The following is a 15,856-nucleotide window of genomic DNA, read 5'->3' on the forward strand; positions in this document are numbered from 1 at the left end:
ATTACAGGGCGGGGACTGGCCTCCGCTTAAACAGCTTTAGTAACGCAAAAGTGAGCAATCCAGCTATAATACCTGCAAAAATTGCCAGCGAAATGCTGCCGTAAAGATATTGTTCCAAATGTTCGCCAATGGATTTAAGCGAAATTTTATCCAACGGGATATCCACATCCTTGCCGCCCATCCATAGGCTACCTGTTTTATAACTCAGAAAAATAATAACCGGGATCATGGGCGCAACGCTGATGTGGGCTGCCGTAACCACAATGGCTTTATTGAGCCTGAACAGGAAGGCCAGCGAAATAGCCACCAACAACTGGAAACCCCAGATAGGGACAATCCCCATAAAAACGCCAAAAGCTACAGATTTAGCTTTTAACTGATGCGAGTGTTCAGGGTTAAAAAACAGGTTTTTGAGCATCTGCTTTGCTTTTTTTTTATCAAAAAGCGTCCTGAAAAAATCGCGGGGTTTGATGTATGCGAAAGTTATGATAACCAGTACAGTGTTGAGTACACTAATGCGCGAAAAATCCTGAAAAGGGCGAAAATGCGATACCCGTATTTCTTTGGGGGCATAATAAACCTTTACCGGAACCCAATCTATCTTGATACCTTTCCAGGCGGCACGAACGATCACTTCTATCTCAAACTCATATTTACGGGTAATGAATTTGGTGTTCTTTAACAGATGAATGGGATACAAACGATAGCCTGATTGCGTATCCGGGCATTTAATGCCTGTCTCCACCCGAAACCAAAAATTAGAAAACTTATGCCCAAAACTACTTTTCCCCGGCACCGACGATTGCTCCATATTTCGCGAACCAATGATCAGCGAATCCGGTTCCTGTTCCAGTTTTTCAATAAAAGCAGGTAGGTCGGTAGCAAAATGCTGACCGTCCGAATCAATGGTGATAGCGTGTTGGTAACCCTGCTCGGCAGCAAATTCAAAAGCTTTGCGCAGGGCCCAGCCTTTTCCCACATTTTGGGTATAACTTACTGATTGTATTTGCGGGACCGACCGGATAGTGGCAGGAGTACTATCAGTAGAGCCATCATTTACCACAATAACCTGATCGGTATAAGCTAACACATCGGTAATAACAGCGGCCAGCGTACCCTGGTTATTATAGGTGGGTATAATAACGCATACCTGTAATTGTTTAAACTTTGCCTGTATAAGTTCTAAATTATCCGTCATATATCATTCAATCGCACGTACCGGCTTCAGTCCAGGTTTTTATCAATGGGTTTTGTGGGTTTACGTTTAATACTTTACAAAAGTATTGTTTCAGGTTAAATTAAACGTTAAATTTTAGTGTGAAGTATTTTATAATACTCAATGTTCGGTGATAGCGACTCCTCACCTTGGCTACGTCTTAGTTTAATATTTTAAAGAAAACACTGTTAACAGAAACCATATCCCCATATAAATCACAAAAATTAAAAAGTCTATCCCTGTTATTTTCTCACCTTCAATCCAATCTGTTCTTGCTCCTTTTGACGGCACGCCAAACTCTCGCTTTTGTGCTTTTATACTAAACATCCTCAACAATTGAAAAAGCAACAGCAAAGGGAAAGTATTGGCAAGAGCGCCAGATGGATTTGCCATCCCTATGCCTAATTCAACATCATATCTAAACCATAAAAAAACGATAAAATGTATTATCCCGAAACACAACCAGATGAGATACGATCTAAAATTCCTTAATGACACATATAGGAATCCATAAAAAAATAGCTGGGTCGATATGGCATAGGCGACAATGGAATTTTGCCTTGCACTTACCCCTAAGATAAACGGAGAAAATACAATAACTAACGTTAGTGCAGTATAAATAACAATAGTAACCTGCTCCCAGTATTTAAGCTCTTCATAGTGAATAAACGGCTTCTGGATTTTAGTTTTCTTCATTTGCAACAAGGTCAGCTATCAAAACTATCATTTTTTTGAATATGATTTAGAGGCAGGATTATTATTAACGATAAATAGCCCAATGTCTCTACAATACCCACCCGCCGGGCCCGTTAAATAGCAGCCACCCCTCCGAAGCAAAGGACGGCGTTGTTATTTTCAAATCCGAACATTTACCTTATTTTCGCCCTGATTTTGTGAAAAAGAGTAATCAAACCTTATTAAATAAAACTGCTGTGCCCATACTACAGGTTGGAGGAAAAACCCTTACGCTGGATGATTTTTACCAGGTAATTTTTAATAGTGCTACGATTGCTCCTGACGAACAGGCACTGCAAAAGGTAGAAGCCAGCTTTACTTTTCTTGGCAATTTTTCATCCAACAAGCTTATTTACGGCATTAACACCGGCTTTGGCCCAATGGCGCAATACAAGGTGAGCGATGAAAACCGTTTGCAATTACAGTATAATCTCATCCGCAGCCATGCTTCGGGCGGTGGCAGTTTGATGCAGCCCCAGTTGGTAAAAGCCCTGATGCTTGCCCGGCTTAACAGTTTTATGCAAGCCCATTCCGGTGTACACCCCGAACTGGTGAACCTGCTTGCCGAACTCATCAATAAAAACGTTACTCCCTGTATATTTGAACATGGCGGCGTAGGTGCCAGCGGCGATCTGGTACAGTTAGCCCACCTTGCACTGGTTTTAATTGGCGAAGGCGAGGTGATTTATAACGAAAAAGTACAACCAACAGCTTCTGTTTTTGAAAAACTGAATATTAAACCACTGCAAATCCATATCCGTGAGGGACTGGCCATTATCAACGGTACTTCGGCCATGACCGGGATTGGATTGCTGAATATTATCCGAGCTAAAAAACTGCTGGGCTGGTCGGTAATGTTATCGGCCATGATCAACGAGGTGGTGGGTGCTTTTGATGACCATTATTCGCACGAGCTAAACAGGGTTAAACATCATACAGGTCAAAATGCTATTGCCGCGCAATTGAGGGAAATCCTGAAGGATAGCCAAATGACCCGCAGCCGCTCAGAGCATTTATACAATCCCGAAAATATTGATCAGGAAGTTTTTGAGGATAAGGTGCAGGAATACTACTCGCTTCGTTGTGTTACGCAAATTCTCGGTCCGGTGTATGATACAATTGCTCGGACAGAAAGCGTGGTTGTAGATGAACTGAATTCAGTGAACGATAATCCGGTTATCGATCATGAAAACCATAACATCTTCCACGGCGGTAATTTCCATGGCGATTATGTTTCGCTGGAGATGGATAAACTCAAGATAGCTGTTACCCGTTTATCGATGCTATCAGAAAGGCAGTTGAATTATTTACTGAATGATAAGCTGAACCAGAAGTTTCCGCCGTTTTTGAATTTAGGTGTATTAGGCTTCAACTTCGGAATGCAGGGAATGCAGTTCACGGCTACCTCAACCGTTGCCGAAAACCAAACCCTTTCGTATCCCATGTACGTACACAGTATCCCAAACAATAATGATAACCAGGATATTGTAAGCATGGGTTGTAATGCGGCATTGTTAACAAAAAAAGTGATCGATAACAGTTTCGAGGTACTGGCTATCCAGGCTATGACGCTGCTGCAGGCTGTCGATTACCTTGATTGCGCAAACAAGCTATCTACCCAAACCAACAAAGTTTATACCGGCTTGAGGGCTATATTCCCTACATTTATTGAGGACAAACCCAAATACCAGGACCTGCAGCAAGTAAAAGCCTATTTTGAAACTGCCGAAATATTTCCTGAATTTATTAAACCTTTTAACACCAAAAACATCATATGAAATGTGCATTAGTAACCGGCGGCTCAAGAGGAATTGGCAGGGCCATTTGCTACAAAATGGCCGCTATGGGTTATTATGTACTGGTAAACTACAAAGGCAATATTGATGAAGCCAACAATACCCTCGCCCAGATCAGGGAGAACGGCGGCGATGGCGAACTGTTGCAATTTAATGTAGCCGATAAGAACGATATCCAGCAAAAATTAGGCAGCTGGATAGAAACCAATACCGAAAAGTACATTGAAGTTTTAATAAACAACGCCGGCGTTAAAGATGATGGCCTGATGATGTGGATGACAGACCAGCAATGGGATGGCGTAATAAATACGAGCTTAAGTGGCTTCTTTTACGTTACGCGTTTAGTCCTTAACGGAATGCTGGTTAAAAAATACGGCCGGATTGTGAACGTGGTTTCGCTTTCAGGGTTAAAAGGCTTGCCGGGACAGGTGAATTATTCGGCCGCTAAAGCAGGTGTTATCGGTGCAACCAAGGCATTAGCGCAGGAGGTTGGCCGCAGGGGGATTACGGTAAATGCTGTAGCACCCGGTTTTATAGCTACAGATATGACTGCCGGGCTTGATGAAAAGGAGTTAAAAGCGATGGTGCCCTTAAAAAGATTTGGCACTCCCGAAGAGGTTGCTCATGCGGTAGGGTTTCTGGCGTCGCCGGAAGCCGCTTATATTACAGCTGAGGTGCTTTCGATAAATGGTGGGCTTTATTCGTAAAAAAGAAAAAAGCCGCCCCAACCGCCGCCGCTCGGCTCCAGCCGAGTGGCAACTATCAAGCGGCCTCTGGCCGCCGAAGCGAAAGAAGGAAGAAAGCCAGAGGCCTGGGAATAATTACCACTCGGCTGGAGCCGAGCGGTGGCAAATTTTATTTACCGATAACAAACACAAGCGTAATTAACTCTTAATATAAACTTAATTATAAGCTATTAAGATACAGGTATTTTAATAGCCGAAATTTGGAACATTAAACGAGCGCTATACATACAAAAACCAGATTAAGTTCTATTTTTTTGTATTTTTATCACATTTTGTTGACTATGTACTATCAGTTTTTGCTCAAATATGAATAGGGTTGTGATAACAGGGATGGGTATCTATTCGTGTATTGGGAAAAATCTTGATGAAGTTAAGGAATCCCTTTATGCCGGCAGGTCGGGCATTGTATATGATGCTATCCGTAAAGATTTTGGCTACCGCTCGGGCCTTACCGGTGCGGTTGAAAAACCCAACCTGAAAGGCACGCTTGATCGCCGGGCACGTATCATGTTGCCCGAGCAAGGCGAGTACGCCTACATAGCTACCATCGAAGCATTACAACAGGCAGGTATCGATGCTGATTACATCGCCCAAACCGATGTAGGCATTTTATACGGTAATGATAGTACCGCTAAGGCTGTTATTGAAACTACCGATATTATCCGCGAAAAAAAAGACACTATGCTCATTGGTTCGGGGGCAGTTTTTCAAACCATGAACTCCACTGTTACCATGAACCTGGCAACCATATTTAAGCTGCGCGGTGTCAATTTTACCATCAGCGCGGCCTGTGCCAGCGGTTCACATTCTATAGGCATGGGCTATCACCTCATCAAAAGTGGTATGCAGGACTGCATCATTTGCGGTGGTGCGCAGGAACTAAGCCATTATTCAATGGGCAGTTTTGATGCGCTTTCGGCATTTTCCGTACATGAGGCCGACCCGGCAAAAGCTTCCCGCCCCTTTGATCGCGACCGCGATGGATTGGTGCCAAGCGGTGGTGCTGCTACCGTGATCCTGGAAAGCCTGGATTCGGCCCGGAAAAGAGGCGCTACCATTTTGGGCGAAGTTGTTGGTTACGGTTTTTCATCAAACGGGGGGCATATCTCAAACCCAACGGTTGAAGGGCCGGTACGCTCGTTGAATATGGCGTTAAAAGATGCCGGTATAAAGGCTTCTGAAATTGATTATATCAATGCTCATGCCACCTCTACCCCTGCCGGCGATGCCAGCGAGGCTAAAGCCATTGATGAAGTTTTTGGAGATTATAAGCCTTTGGTAAGCTCAACCAAATCCATGACCGGCCACGAGTGCTGGATGGCAGGCGCAAGTGAAATTGTTTATTCCATGCTAATGATGCAAAACTCGTTCGTGGCGCCTAACATTAACTTTGAAAACCCCGACGAGGATTCGGCGAAACTTAACATCGCTACCGAAACCGTCGAAAAAAATATAGATACATTCCTGTCAAACTCGTTTGGGTTTGGCGGCACCAACTCGTCCCTGATTATTAAAAAATATATTTAAACTAAGCCATTATGCAAATTGAAGAGATCATAGAAAAAATCAACAGCTTCCTTGCCGAAGAATTTGAAGTTGATGCAGATAAAATGGTGCCCGCAGCTAATCTGAAAGAAACCCTCGACCTTGACAGTCTTGATTATATCGACCTTGTTGTAGTAATTGAAAGCAACTTTGGGTTCAAAGTAAAACCCGAAGATTTTACGGGCATTGTTACCTTCCAGGATTTTTACGATTACGTACTATCACGCGTACAACCTAAGGAGCTTGCATAATGCCCGCCTGGCAGGGAAAATCTAAAGGCAACACCCTTGGCTACCGCATTTTTGTAAGCGTTTTAAAAACAGCAGGTGTAATGCCGGCCTATTTTATGCTGAGGTTTGTAGCGCTTTACTATTTCCTGTTTTCGTGGCAAACATCAAAAGGAACATACTACTATTTCCACAAGCGGCTCGGTTTCGGCAGTGTAAAATCAATATTCAAGCTTTACCGAAATTACTATCTGTTTGGTCAAAGTATTATCGATAAGGTGGTGATTATGTCGGGGATTCCCAACAAGTTCACTTTCAACTTTGATGGAATCGACAACCTACGGCAGATTGCTGCCATGAACAAGGGCGGATTACTGCTTAGCTCGCATATCGGCAGCTGGGAAATAGCAGGTGAGCTGCTTGACCATATCAACACCCGCATTAATATCGTAATGTTTGATGGCGAGGACAAACAGATCAAGCGATACATGGATTCGGTAACCGGCGAGCGGAGAATAAACATCATTGTGATCAAAAATGACCTGTCGCACATATTTAAAATCAACGCCGCATTTCAGAACAATGAGCTGGTTTGCATGCATGCCGACAGGTATATCGAAGGCAATAAAACCATAACAAGGGAGTTTTTAGGTGAGGATGCGAAATTCCCGGCAGGGCCGTTTGTAATGGCCGAAAAATTTAAAGTCCCGGTAACTTTTGTTTACGCTTTAAAGGAAAGCGCGTTGCATTATCACTTTTTTGCCAGCCCGGTAAAGGATTATTCAGATCTGGGCAGGGGCAAAGGCATGGAGCAACTTACAAATGATTTTATCGCCAGTTTTGAAAACAAGGTAAAAATGTATCCCGAGCAGTGGTACAACTATTATAATTTTTGGCAATGACCTTACCAACACAGGATATTTTAACGTTAATACCACAGCGCCCGCCATTTGTAATGGTTGATACGCTGGTGTCTTCGTCGGGTGATACCACGGTAACATCGCTGTTGATATTGCCCGAAAATGTTTTGGTAAGCGATGGTGAATTAAGCGAAGCTGGACTGACTGAAAATATTGCCCAAACCGCCGCCGCAGGTGCTGGATATGCAGCTCATCAATTGGGCAAGTCTGTACTGCCTGGTTTTATCGGCGCGGTAAAAAACCTGGAAGTATTTGCTTTGCCAAAAGTTGGCGATACCATAGAAACCGAAGTAAAAATTGAAAACCAGGTTTTCGATGTTACCATCATCAAAGGAAAAATTACTTGCAAAGGCATAACGATAGCCCAATGCGAAATGAAAATATTTATTCAACCACAATAATATCAACCATGAAAAAAAACGCAATTAAACTGAGTTTACTGATACTTTTATTAACCGCGTTCTTAAAACCGGCATCTGCCCAAACCAAAGCAGAGGTATTTGATAGAAAAACCCCGATAACCTGGTTAGGTATGGATTTTTCACAAATGAAATTCATTGGTTCGGAAGAAGCTTACAGACGGGAGGTGATCAATGCCGAATTTGTTGGCAAATACATCCCCCTATGGGAAAATTTCTTTCTAAAAGAACCTAAAAAATATAACCCGGCCAGGGCGGTTCACCGCGATACCGTTCATTTTGCAATGAATGTTACCGAAAAAGTTAACAACGCGCTTACCAAAAACTTCTTTGATACTGATCCCGGTCATTTCAAAACGCTGACCGAAAAAGATATTGATGCATTGATTAAAAACTATGATTTTTTAGGTAATAAAGGCATCGGCATGTTGCTGATTGTTGAAGGCATGGATAAAGGGCGGGCGCAAGGGGGCGCCTGGGTAACTTTTGTTGATATGGATAAGAAAACTGTTTTATATACCGTTTTCCGCACCGGCAACAGCCGTGGATTTGGTTTTAGAAATTACTGGGCACACCCATGGCCGGTAATCCTGGACGATTTTGGCGCTGATTTCGATCTTTTCAAAAAATACTAAGCCCCTAAGGTTTTGCAGCAATCGCTAATAAATACTATTGAGATTGAAGTCAAATTCAGCGATGTGGATATGCTGGGCGTGGTTTGGCATGGCAATTATGTCCGCTATTTTGAGGACGGTCGCGAAGCATTTGGCAAACAATACGGCCTGGGTTATATGGATGTATATAATGCGGGCTACGTTGTGCCTATAGTTAACGTAAATTGTGATTATAAGCGCTTTTTGCGGTACGAGGATAAGGTTATTATCGAAACCACCTACACCCCTACCGAATCGGCCAAGATCAATTTTACTTACAGGTTGCTCAACGCCCAAACAGGCGAACTTATCGTTAAAGGATCGACAACACAGGTTTTTGTTCGCCGTGATAATTTTGAACTGCAACTCACCAACCCGGATTTTTTTCTGGATTGGAAACAACAACAAGGTTTGATATAACAGAACGCCGTGATGAAGAAGGTTTACCTTGTTGCCGATAATGTTTACTCGCCGTTAGGGGCTACCACCACTCAAAATTTTGAGCACCTGGTTAACGGGGTTTCAGGCGTGAGGCACCACGATGATAAAGTCCTGTCTGACGATCCTTTTTTTGCATCGCTATTTGAAAAAGTATATTTTCAAACCGATGAATGCTGCACCAAATTCGAGCACCTTCTCATCGCTTCGTTAACCGAAACCTTACATGGAGTCGATAAAAATATATCCGATAAAAAAACTGTTCTGATTATTTCCAGCACCAAAGGCAACATTAGCCTGTTGGAAACCGAACAAGCGGGCCCTGAACTGGATGAACGGATAGCCCTGCATACTTCGGCCAAAAAGATAGCCCAACATTTTGGCTTTATTAATGAGCCAATAGTAGTTTCGCATGCTTGTATTTCCGGTTTGGTAGCTATGATAACCGGGATGCGGCTGATCCAATCCGGGCAGTACGACCATGCGGTTATAGCCGGGGCAGATGTGATTTCAAAATTTGTGCTTTCGGGCTTCCAATCTTTTCAGGCCGTTAGTCCGGGATTATGCAAACCATTTGATGCAGATCGTGATGGTATCAATTTGGGAGAGGGCGCGGCTACGGTTATTCTATCGGCAGACAAACCAACCGGAGAGGCTATTGAATTAGTTTCCGGTGCAATAAGCAATGATGCCAACCATATTTCAGGCCCATCACGCACCGGCGAAGAATTATATTACGCCATCAATAAAGCGATGGATGCTGCCGGTTTAAAGCCTGAGGATATTGATTTTATATCTGCCCATGGTACAGCGACCGTTTATAACGACGAAATGGAAGCAAAAGCCGTAACGCTGGCCGGTTTGCAGCATGTTCCACTCAATAGCCTGAAAGGGTTTTACGGGCATACCTTAGGCGCATCAGGCTTGATCGAAGCCATAATTTCAGCGCGATCATTGAGGCAAAATATTATTATTCCAACAAAAGGTTTCAACAAACAAGGTGATGCCAACCCCGTAAGTGTTTGCAGTCAGTTAATCTCAAAACCGCTCAATAGCTGCCTCAAAATAGCTTCAGGCTTTGGGGGATGCAACGCTGCTATCATCCTAACCAAATCACAATAATGAAAAAAGCACTGATATTATTTGTTTTATACTCATTGATCTGCGCATGCAAACAGAAGCAGAAACCCAATCCCGATATCTGGACAAAAGAATATGAACAAGGGCTCTACAACTACATTGATTCTACAACCAAAGGCGGCATGGCTGATGAGCGGGAAAGAATAAGTTATATAAGGTACATGGTAAGGCGAATCAAGGAGGAAATCCCCAATGGCTTTAATTCCGTGTCAAAAGATAGCTTGCAAAGTTTAAACATAAAAATCACCCGGGAGTATTTAATAAAACAAAGAAACGAAGGGCGTTCTTTTGAAATGGCAACCCGTTATCAAAAATGGAGCCCCTTTATAGAAAAAGGGTTCAGAGATAATTATGTTGCCATATATCAAAGTATGGGCCCCGGATTTGGCGATAAATTATGCGATTGTATGGTTGGTAAACTAAAAAAAATGTACCCCGACTCATTACCACTTCCAATCCCAAAAGAAATTAACCGAAAATTAACCCTTGAGTGTGTTGAGGTAATTAAAAAAAGCAAATCAATTTAACCAAATCACAACAAGATATTTGATAATATGAATACAGAACAGGTAGACGTATTGGTGATAGGCGCTGGTCCGGCTGGAACAGTGGCCGCTTCTATCGTACACCAGGCGGGCTTTAAGGTAAAAATTGTAGAGAAGCAACTTTTCCCCCGCTTTGTGATTGGCGAAAGCTTGCTGCCCCGCTGCATGGAAGCATTAACCGAAGCCGGTTTTGTCGACGCCGTTAAAGCGCAAGGTTTCCAGGAAAAAACGGGCGCAAAGTTTGTGAAAGACGGTAAGATCTGCGACTACCAATTTGCCGATCAGTTTACTCCCGGCTGGAACTGGACATGGCAGGTACCCCGTGCCGATTTCGACAAAACATTGGCTGATACCGTCGAAAAAATGGGTGTGCCTGTTCATTACGAAACTACCGTTACCAACATCGTTTTCAGCGGCCAGGATTCGGTAACTACCGTTGAAGATAAAGAGGGCAACCAAACTGAGATCTCGGCCCGTTTTATTATTGATGGCAGTGGATATGGGCGGGTGATCCCCAAACTGTTTAATCTCGACAGGCCATCTACCCAGGTTCCGCGTAAGACCCTGTTTGTGCATACCGTTGATAAAAAACGTTCCATGGCCGATGAGCCAAACCGCATTACCATTGTGGTACATCAGCCCGGCGTTTGGATCTGGATCATTCCTTTTGCCAATGGCATTACCTCACTGGGGTTTGTAGGCAACCCTGAGTTTTTTAAACAATATGAGGGTAGTGATGAAGAAATACTGCGAGAACTCATCGCTTCGCAGCCTTATTTCAGTGAACGGTTTGCCGATGTAGAATTTAAATTTTCGCCCAAAGTGCTGGAATCATGGTCGGCCACAACAAGTAAATTTTATGGCGATGGCTTTGTGCTTACCGGCAACGTGACCGAGTTCCTCGACCCTATATTTTCATCGGGCGTAACGCTGGCTACTGTATCGAGCCAAACGGCAGCCAAGCTGGTGATCCGCAAGCTTAACGGCGAAGCCGTAGACTGGGACAAAGAATACATGCAGCACATGATGCAGGGTGTAAATACCTTCCGCTCGTATGTTACCTCCTGGTACGAGGGTGTTTTGGATACCATATTTTTCGCCGATAACCAGGACCCGCTTGTTAAAAGCCAGATCTGCTCGGTATTGGCTGGCTATGTTTGGGACCTGGATAACCCCTACGTTAAAAACCACGAAACAGCATTACATAAACTGGCACGCACCATTACTTTAAGGGATATGGTAGCGGCGGATAAGAGCTGAAAGCAGAACGCTTAAAGCTCAAAGCTTTTTATTTGATTATAATATCGACAGACGCATTATAAATTGAAAAACCACTATTACATATCAGCTCATTGCAGTATCAGCGGCAACACAGTTCGTTATAATAACGAAGTGGTGTTTGAGGGTACAGAGAGTGATATTCCCGGTTTTTTACTGTCGGTTTATCAGCACCTGGGGATAAAATACCCTAAGTTTTATAAGATGGATAACCTCGCAAAGCTGGGTTGGCTTGCTGCCGAGGTTCTGCTGAAGGACTTTGATAAAGCAAAATACCAACCGACGGACATCGGCGTAGTGCTAATCAATGCAAGCTCGAGCCTTGATGCTGATAAACGGTATTTTGAATCCGTTCAGGATATAGCAAGCCCAGCCTTGTTTGTTTACACGTTGCCGAATATCGTTATCGGCGAGATCTGTATCCGTCATCATTTTAAAGGCGAAAACGCTTTTTATATTTTTGACCGGTTTAATGCGAATTTTATCAGCAGATATGTTTCTGTTTTATTGGAGACAGGGCAATTAAAAGCCTGTATTTGCGGCTGGGCGGAAATGACAACCACGGGCTATAAAGCCGTTTTGTTTTTGATTGAGAAAGCGGGGGCAATACCTTTTTCTATCGAAACAGTCAAAATGGGATATGATTCATTGCCGTTGGTTAAAACCAACGGTAAAAGGGGTTAACGGATGCTGGCTTTAGCCACAATCTAAAAGCGGCATTTTGGCTAAAGCCCCGGGGTACGGATGAGTATTCCGTTGGCTGAAGCCAACCGCAATGAATTATAAATTGCACAAATGAAGTCAATAGAACTTCACAACAGAAAATATTAATAAAATTTACAGTACAGCAAATGGATAAATTAATGGCCGATCTGAAAGAGCAGATCATTGAGCAGTTGAATTTACAGGACGTGAAGCCGGAGGATATCGGCGATGATCAGGCACTTTTTGGCGATGGGCTCGGTTTAGACTCGATAGATGCCCTGGAACTTATTGTACTGCTGCAGCAAAAGTATAAAGTAAAACTTTCCAATGCTGAAGACGGCCCTAAAATCTTCCGCTCGGTACGTACCATCGCCGAATTTATTGAAAGCAACAAGATCCCGAACGCTTAAACAATGGATCAACCTGTTCTTATCGCCGGCGTGGGGGTAATTTCGGCCATAGGTAATACTGTGGCCCAAAACCTGCTGTCGCTTGAACAGGAAAAAACGGGCATTGCCCCTATCCAGTATCTGGATACTGAACACCGGGATGAATTTCCTGTTGGAGAGGTTAAATTGAGCAATGATGAACTTGCGGAATTGTCTGGATTTAAACCCTGCATCAGTCGTACGGCTATGCTGAGTTTAATTGCCGCCAAAGAAGCTTTAACAGATACAGGAATTACCAATCTCTTAGGCTTACGAACAGGCTTTATCTCGGCAAATACCGTCGGTGGCATGGATAAAACCGAAGATTTCTTTCGGGATTTCTTAGCCGATAACACCAAAGGACGTTTACGCAATGTGGTAAATCACGAGTGTGGTGCAGTTACCAATTTAGTCGCCGATCAGCTGGGCATCCGGCATCATGTAAGCACTATCAGCACGGCATGTTCTTCATCGGCCAATGCCATTATGTACGGCGCACGGCTCATCAAAAACAATATGCTTGATGTGGTCATAGCCGGTGGTACCGACGCGCTAACCCGCTTTACACTGAATGGTTTTAACACCCTCATGATACTGGATAAACAACCCTGCCAGCCCTTTGATGCTAACCGTCGCGGCCTTAACCTTGGTGAGGGCGCTGGTTATGTAGTGCTGGTATCTAAGCGCTTTGCCTCATCGCTTAAAAAAGAGTTGTGTTGTACCCTGAGTGGCTACCACAATGCAAACGATGCCTATCATCAAACGGCTTCATCACCAGAAGGTACGGGTTCATTACTGGCGATGAAAGGCGCGCTGCAAAAGGCCGGATTGCAATCTTCAGATATTGATTACATTAACCTGCACGGCACCGGCACACAAAATAATGACAGTTCGGAGGGGGCAGCCATCAGCAGGCTATTTACCGGGCATTATCCTAAGATGAGTTCTACCAAAGCTTTTACAGGGCATACGCTTGGGGCAAGCGGTGGCATTGAAGCTGTATTTTCGGCATTGGCGGTACAGCGTGGGTTAGTATATCCTAATCTAAGGTTTGAAACGCCGATGGAAGGCCTGCCTTTTACGCCTGAAACCCGCTTTTCAAAACAACCGGAGATAAAGCATGTACTCTCCAATTCGTTCGGGTTTGGCGGCAATTGTTCATCATTAATATTTTCAAAACCATAGGCGATGTACATCAGGGCAGCAAGCAACATATCGCCTCAAAATACTTTCGGTAATCAACCTTTTCTTTCGGAACTGATTGAATACAATGGTGATAGGCTTACGTGTATCGAGCCGGACTATAAAACCCTGATCGATCCAAAACTCACCCGCCGCATGAGCCGCATTATTAAAATGGGTGTAGCCGCAGGGATGGATTGCCTGCACCAGGCGGGGATCAACGCACCCGATGCCATTATTACCGGCACGGCTTACGGCTGTTTGGAAGATACCAATACCTTCCTGAGTAAAATGGTGCAGCAGAATGAGGAAGCGCTTGCGCCTACGGCTTTTATCCAATCAACCCATAATACCATCAGCGCGCAGATAGCGCTGTTGCTGCAGTGTCATCGATACAACAACACGTTTGTAAATGGCGGTGCGTCATTTGAAAACGGCTTGCTTGATGCCATGATGCTTTTATATGAGGGTGAAGCAAGTAATGTACTCATAGGCGGCATTGATGAAATCACTATTAATAGCCATGCTATTCTAAAGCGCATGGGATTATATCGCCGTAAACCGGTATCAAACTTTGAACTGTTTAATACTCCCGGTAAGGGAACAATGGCCGGCGAAGGATCCGCTTTTTTCCTGTTAAGCCGGGAAGCCTCGGGTAATGACTGGGCTAAAATTGACGGCGTATCCAGCTTTTATAAACCGCGCAACGTTGCCGAAATACAACAGCATATCCGCACGTTTTTGTTAACACAAAATACTGATATTAATGAAATAGGCCTCTTGCTAACAGGTAGCAACGGTGATTTAAAAAATGTTGCAGTTTATGAACAACTACTGCAGTATGATTTTGATAATGTGCCTGTTATCAATTACAAAGCCCTCTGCGGCGAATACCCAACTTCATCTGCATTTGCGATGTGGCTGGCGGCGCATGAAATCAAAAACGGTGTTTGTTCATTTGTATCATCTCGCAATCAAATTCCGTTAAAAAAAGTGCTGATCTATAATCACTACCAAAATATTCACCACTCGCTAATTCTGCTCTCGGCATGTTAAACTTCAGGAATGCCAATATCCTTTTTGCCGGGCTGCTGGGGTTAATAATCTGGCAGCACATTACTGAAGGGGTATCGTGGTGGAGCTACCTGGTGCTGGCATTTATTTACTCGTTGATATTATTTTACGGTTGCTACTACATCGGCTCCAATTTTTTTATGCGGGTGATGTGTGCTGCAAAAACCAGCAAAAAGGCCATCGCCATTACTTTTGATGACGGGCCGGACGCTACTGCTACACCTCAGATCTTGGATATTTTAAAGCAACTTAACGTTCCGGCGGCTTTCTTCTGCATAGGCAACAGGATAGCCGGCAATGAAACTATTTTAAAACAGATCCAGGAGCAAGGCCACATCATCGGCAATCATAGTTTTTCACATCATTTCTGGTTCGATCTGTTTCCCTCGGCTAAAATGCTGGATGATATGCTTCAGGCCAACCAATTGGTGAGGCAGACGATTAACTTAAGTCCGCTATTGTTCAGACCTCCTTATGGAGTGATCAACCCTAACCTTAAAAAAGCTATCATAAAAAGCAGGATGGTGCCCATAGGTTGGAGCGTACGCTCGATGGATACGATTATTAGCGATCCGGAAAAACTTTTAAATAAGATAAACCGCCGCATAAACCCCGGCGCCATTTTCCTGTTTCATGATACAGGAGCAGCAACAATTTCGGTTTTACCCTTGTTTATTGAACAAGCTAAAGCACAGGGATACGAAATAGTACGGCTGGATAAAATGCTAAATTTGCGGGCATATGCGTAGATTGATTGAAAATAAAATATTAAAAGCTGAAGCAGGGGCTGTGCGATTCCCTCCCTCGGG

At 43.7% G+C, this 15,856-nt stretch carries 18 protein-coding genes; 16 read left to right on the forward strand and 2 right to left on the reverse strand.

Going from position 1 to position 15,856, the window contains the following annotated elements:
* Window position 1: 1 nt before the first annotated feature.
* Window positions 2–1,198, reverse strand: a complete 1,197-nt coding sequence (locus ACP26M_RS21075) for a DUF2062 domain-containing protein (RefSeq protein ID WP_426583011.1) — start codon at window positions 1,196–1,198, stop codon at window positions 2–4.
* Window positions 1,199–1,381: 183 nt separating this feature from the next.
* Window positions 1,382–1,912 carry a hypothetical protein gene (locus tag ACP26M_RS21080; protein ID WP_426583013.1) on the reverse strand — a complete coding sequence of 177 codons (531 nt, stop codon included), beginning with the start codon at window positions 1,910–1,912 and terminating at the stop codon, window positions 1,382–1,384.
* Window positions 1,913–2,109: 197 nt separating this feature from the next.
* Here ACP26M_RS21080 and ACP26M_RS21085 point away from each other — a divergent pair, with 197 nt between their 5' ends.
* The 16 genes from ACP26M_RS21085 to ACP26M_RS21160 all read left to right on the forward strand — a co-directional run bounded on the left by ACP26M_RS21085 (window position 2,110) and on the right by ACP26M_RS21160 (window position 15,796).
* Window positions 2,110–3,729, forward strand: coding sequence for an HAL/PAL/TAL family ammonia-lyase (locus ACP26M_RS21085; RefSeq protein WP_426583015.1), 1,620 nt, complete (start codon window positions 2,110–2,112; stop codon window positions 3,727–3,729).
* A complete protein-coding gene (gene fabG / locus ACP26M_RS21090) occupies window positions 3,726–4,454 on the forward strand; it encodes a 3-oxoacyl-ACP reductase FabG (RefSeq protein ID WP_129569468.1) in 729 nt (242 codons plus the stop codon). Before ACP26M_RS21085 ends, fabG begins: the two co-directional genes overlap by 4 nt.
* Before the next feature lie 345 nt (window positions 4,455–4,799).
* On the forward strand, window positions 4,800–6,020 hold the full coding sequence (locus ACP26M_RS21095; protein ID WP_426583017.1) for a beta-ketoacyl-[acyl-carrier-protein] synthase family protein: 1,221 nt from the start codon (window positions 4,800–4,802) through the stop codon (window positions 6,018–6,020).
* 11 nt (window positions 6,021–6,031) lie between these two features.
* Entirely contained in the window at window positions 6,032–6,289 is a 258-nt protein-coding gene (locus tag ACP26M_RS21100; protein ID WP_426583019.1) for an acyl carrier protein, read from the forward strand.
* Window positions 6,289–7,167 (forward strand): hypothetical protein, encoded by an 879-nt coding sequence (locus tag ACP26M_RS21105; protein WP_426583021.1) that lies wholly within the window; start codon window positions 6,289–6,291, stop codon window positions 7,165–7,167. Before ACP26M_RS21100 ends, ACP26M_RS21105 begins: the two co-directional genes overlap by 1 nt.
* Complete coding sequence (locus tag ACP26M_RS21110; RefSeq protein WP_426583023.1) at window positions 7,164–7,586, forward strand: 3-hydroxyacyl-ACP dehydratase; 423 nt, start codon at window positions 7,164–7,166, stop codon at window positions 7,584–7,586. The genes ACP26M_RS21105 and ACP26M_RS21110 overlap by 4 nt, the downstream gene beginning before the upstream one ends.
* Window positions 7,587–7,594: 8 nt before the next feature.
* On the forward strand, window positions 7,595–8,239 hold the full coding sequence (locus tag ACP26M_RS21115; protein ID WP_426583025.1) for a hypothetical protein: 645 nt from the start codon (window positions 7,595–7,597) through the stop codon (window positions 8,237–8,239).
* 12 nt (window positions 8,240–8,251) lie between these two features.
* Complete coding sequence (locus tag ACP26M_RS21120; RefSeq protein WP_426583027.1) at window positions 8,252–8,677, forward strand: acyl-CoA thioesterase; 426 nt, start codon at window positions 8,252–8,254, stop codon at window positions 8,675–8,677.
* A 12-nt stretch (window positions 8,678–8,689) separates the two neighbouring features.
* Window positions 8,690–9,817 carry a beta-ketoacyl synthase N-terminal-like domain-containing protein gene (locus ACP26M_RS21125; protein ID WP_426583029.1) on the forward strand — a complete coding sequence of 376 codons (1,128 nt, stop codon included), beginning with the start codon at window positions 8,690–8,692 and terminating at the stop codon, window positions 9,815–9,817.
* Window positions 9,817–10,362: a hypothetical protein gene (locus ACP26M_RS21130; RefSeq protein WP_426583031.1), complete on the forward strand. Its 546-nt coding sequence runs from the start codon at window positions 9,817–9,819 to the stop codon at window positions 10,360–10,362. Before ACP26M_RS21125 ends, ACP26M_RS21130 begins: the two co-directional genes overlap by 1 nt.
* 27 nt (window positions 10,363–10,389) lie before the next feature.
* Entirely contained in the window at window positions 10,390–11,640 is a 1,251-nt protein-coding gene (locus ACP26M_RS21135; RefSeq protein ID WP_426583033.1) for an NAD(P)/FAD-dependent oxidoreductase, read from the forward strand.
* A 63-nt stretch (window positions 11,641–11,703) separates the two neighbouring features.
* Window positions 11,704–12,342, forward strand: coding sequence for a hypothetical protein (locus ACP26M_RS21140; protein ID WP_426583035.1), 639 nt, complete (start codon window positions 11,704–11,706; stop codon window positions 12,340–12,342).
* 146 nt (window positions 12,343–12,488) lie between these two features.
* A complete protein-coding gene (locus ACP26M_RS21145) occupies window positions 12,489–12,773 on the forward strand; it encodes a phosphopantetheine-binding protein (RefSeq protein WP_426589751.1) in 285 nt (94 codons plus the stop codon).
* Between the two features lie 3 nt (window positions 12,774–12,776).
* Window positions 12,777–13,976: a beta-ketoacyl-[acyl-carrier-protein] synthase family protein gene (locus ACP26M_RS21150; RefSeq protein ID WP_426583037.1), complete on the forward strand. Its 1,200-nt coding sequence runs from the start codon at window positions 12,777–12,779 to the stop codon at window positions 13,974–13,976.
* Between the two features lie 3 nt (window positions 13,977–13,979).
* Window positions 13,980–15,029 (forward strand): beta-ketoacyl synthase chain length factor, encoded by a 1,050-nt coding sequence (locus ACP26M_RS21155; RefSeq protein WP_426583039.1) that lies wholly within the window; start codon window positions 13,980–13,982, stop codon window positions 15,027–15,029.
* Window positions 15,023–15,796 carry a polysaccharide deacetylase family protein gene (locus tag ACP26M_RS21160; RefSeq protein WP_426583041.1) on the forward strand — a complete coding sequence of 258 codons (774 nt, stop codon included), beginning with the start codon at window positions 15,023–15,025 and terminating at the stop codon, window positions 15,794–15,796. Before ACP26M_RS21155 ends, ACP26M_RS21160 begins: the two co-directional genes overlap by 7 nt.
* Window positions 15,797–15,856 lie beyond the last annotated feature (60 nt).

The sequence above is a fragment of the Mucilaginibacter sp. R-33 genome (assembly GCF_049949235.1).
GTDB lineage: Bacteria > Bacteroidota > Bacteroidia > Sphingobacteriales > Sphingobacteriaceae > Mucilaginibacter.

Excerpts from the sequence above, each read along its gene's own strand:
- ACP26M_RS21075 (WP_426583011.1), bottom strand. The coding sequence starts at position 1,198 with ATGACGGATAATTTAGAACTTATACAGGCAAAGTTTAAACAATTACAG.
- ACP26M_RS21080 (WP_426583013.1), bottom strand. The coding sequence starts at position 1,912 with ATGAAGAAAACTAAAATCCAGAAGCCGTTTATTCACTATGAAGAGCTT.
- fabG (WP_129569468.1), top strand. The coding sequence starts at position 3,726 with ATGAAATGTGCATTAGTAACCGGCGGCTCAAGAGGAATTGGCAGGGCC.
- ACP26M_RS21095 (WP_426583017.1), top strand. The coding sequence starts at position 4,800 with ATGAATAGGGTTGTGATAACAGGGATGGGTATCTATTCGTGTATTGGG.
- ACP26M_RS21100 (WP_426583019.1), top strand. The coding sequence starts at position 6,032 with ATGCAAATTGAAGAGATCATAGAAAAAATCAACAGCTTCCTTGCCGAA.
- ACP26M_RS21105 (WP_426583021.1), top strand. The coding sequence starts at position 6,289 with ATGCCCGCCTGGCAGGGAAAATCTAAAGGCAACACCCTTGGCTACCGC.
- ACP26M_RS21110 (WP_426583023.1), top strand. The coding sequence starts at position 7,164 with ATGACCTTACCAACACAGGATATTTTAACGTTAATACCACAGCGCCCG.
- ACP26M_RS21115 (WP_426583025.1), top strand. The coding sequence starts at position 7,595 with ATGAAAAAAAACGCAATTAAACTGAGTTTACTGATACTTTTATTAACC.
- ACP26M_RS21125 (WP_426583029.1), top strand. The coding sequence starts at position 8,690 with ATGAAGAAGGTTTACCTTGTTGCCGATAATGTTTACTCGCCGTTAGGG.
- ACP26M_RS21130 (WP_426583031.1), top strand. The coding sequence starts at position 9,817 with ATGAAAAAAGCACTGATATTATTTGTTTTATACTCATTGATCTGCGCA.
- ACP26M_RS21135 (WP_426583033.1), top strand. The coding sequence starts at position 10,390 with ATGAATACAGAACAGGTAGACGTATTGGTGATAGGCGCTGGTCCGGCT.
- ACP26M_RS21150 (WP_426583037.1), top strand. The coding sequence starts at position 12,777 with ATGGATCAACCTGTTCTTATCGCCGGCGTGGGGGTAATTTCGGCCATA.
- ACP26M_RS21155 (WP_426583039.1), top strand. The coding sequence starts at position 13,980 with ATGTACATCAGGGCAGCAAGCAACATATCGCCTCAAAATACTTTCGGT.
- ACP26M_RS21160 (WP_426583041.1), top strand. The coding sequence starts at position 15,023 with ATGTTAAACTTCAGGAATGCCAATATCCTTTTTGCCGGGCTGCTGGGG.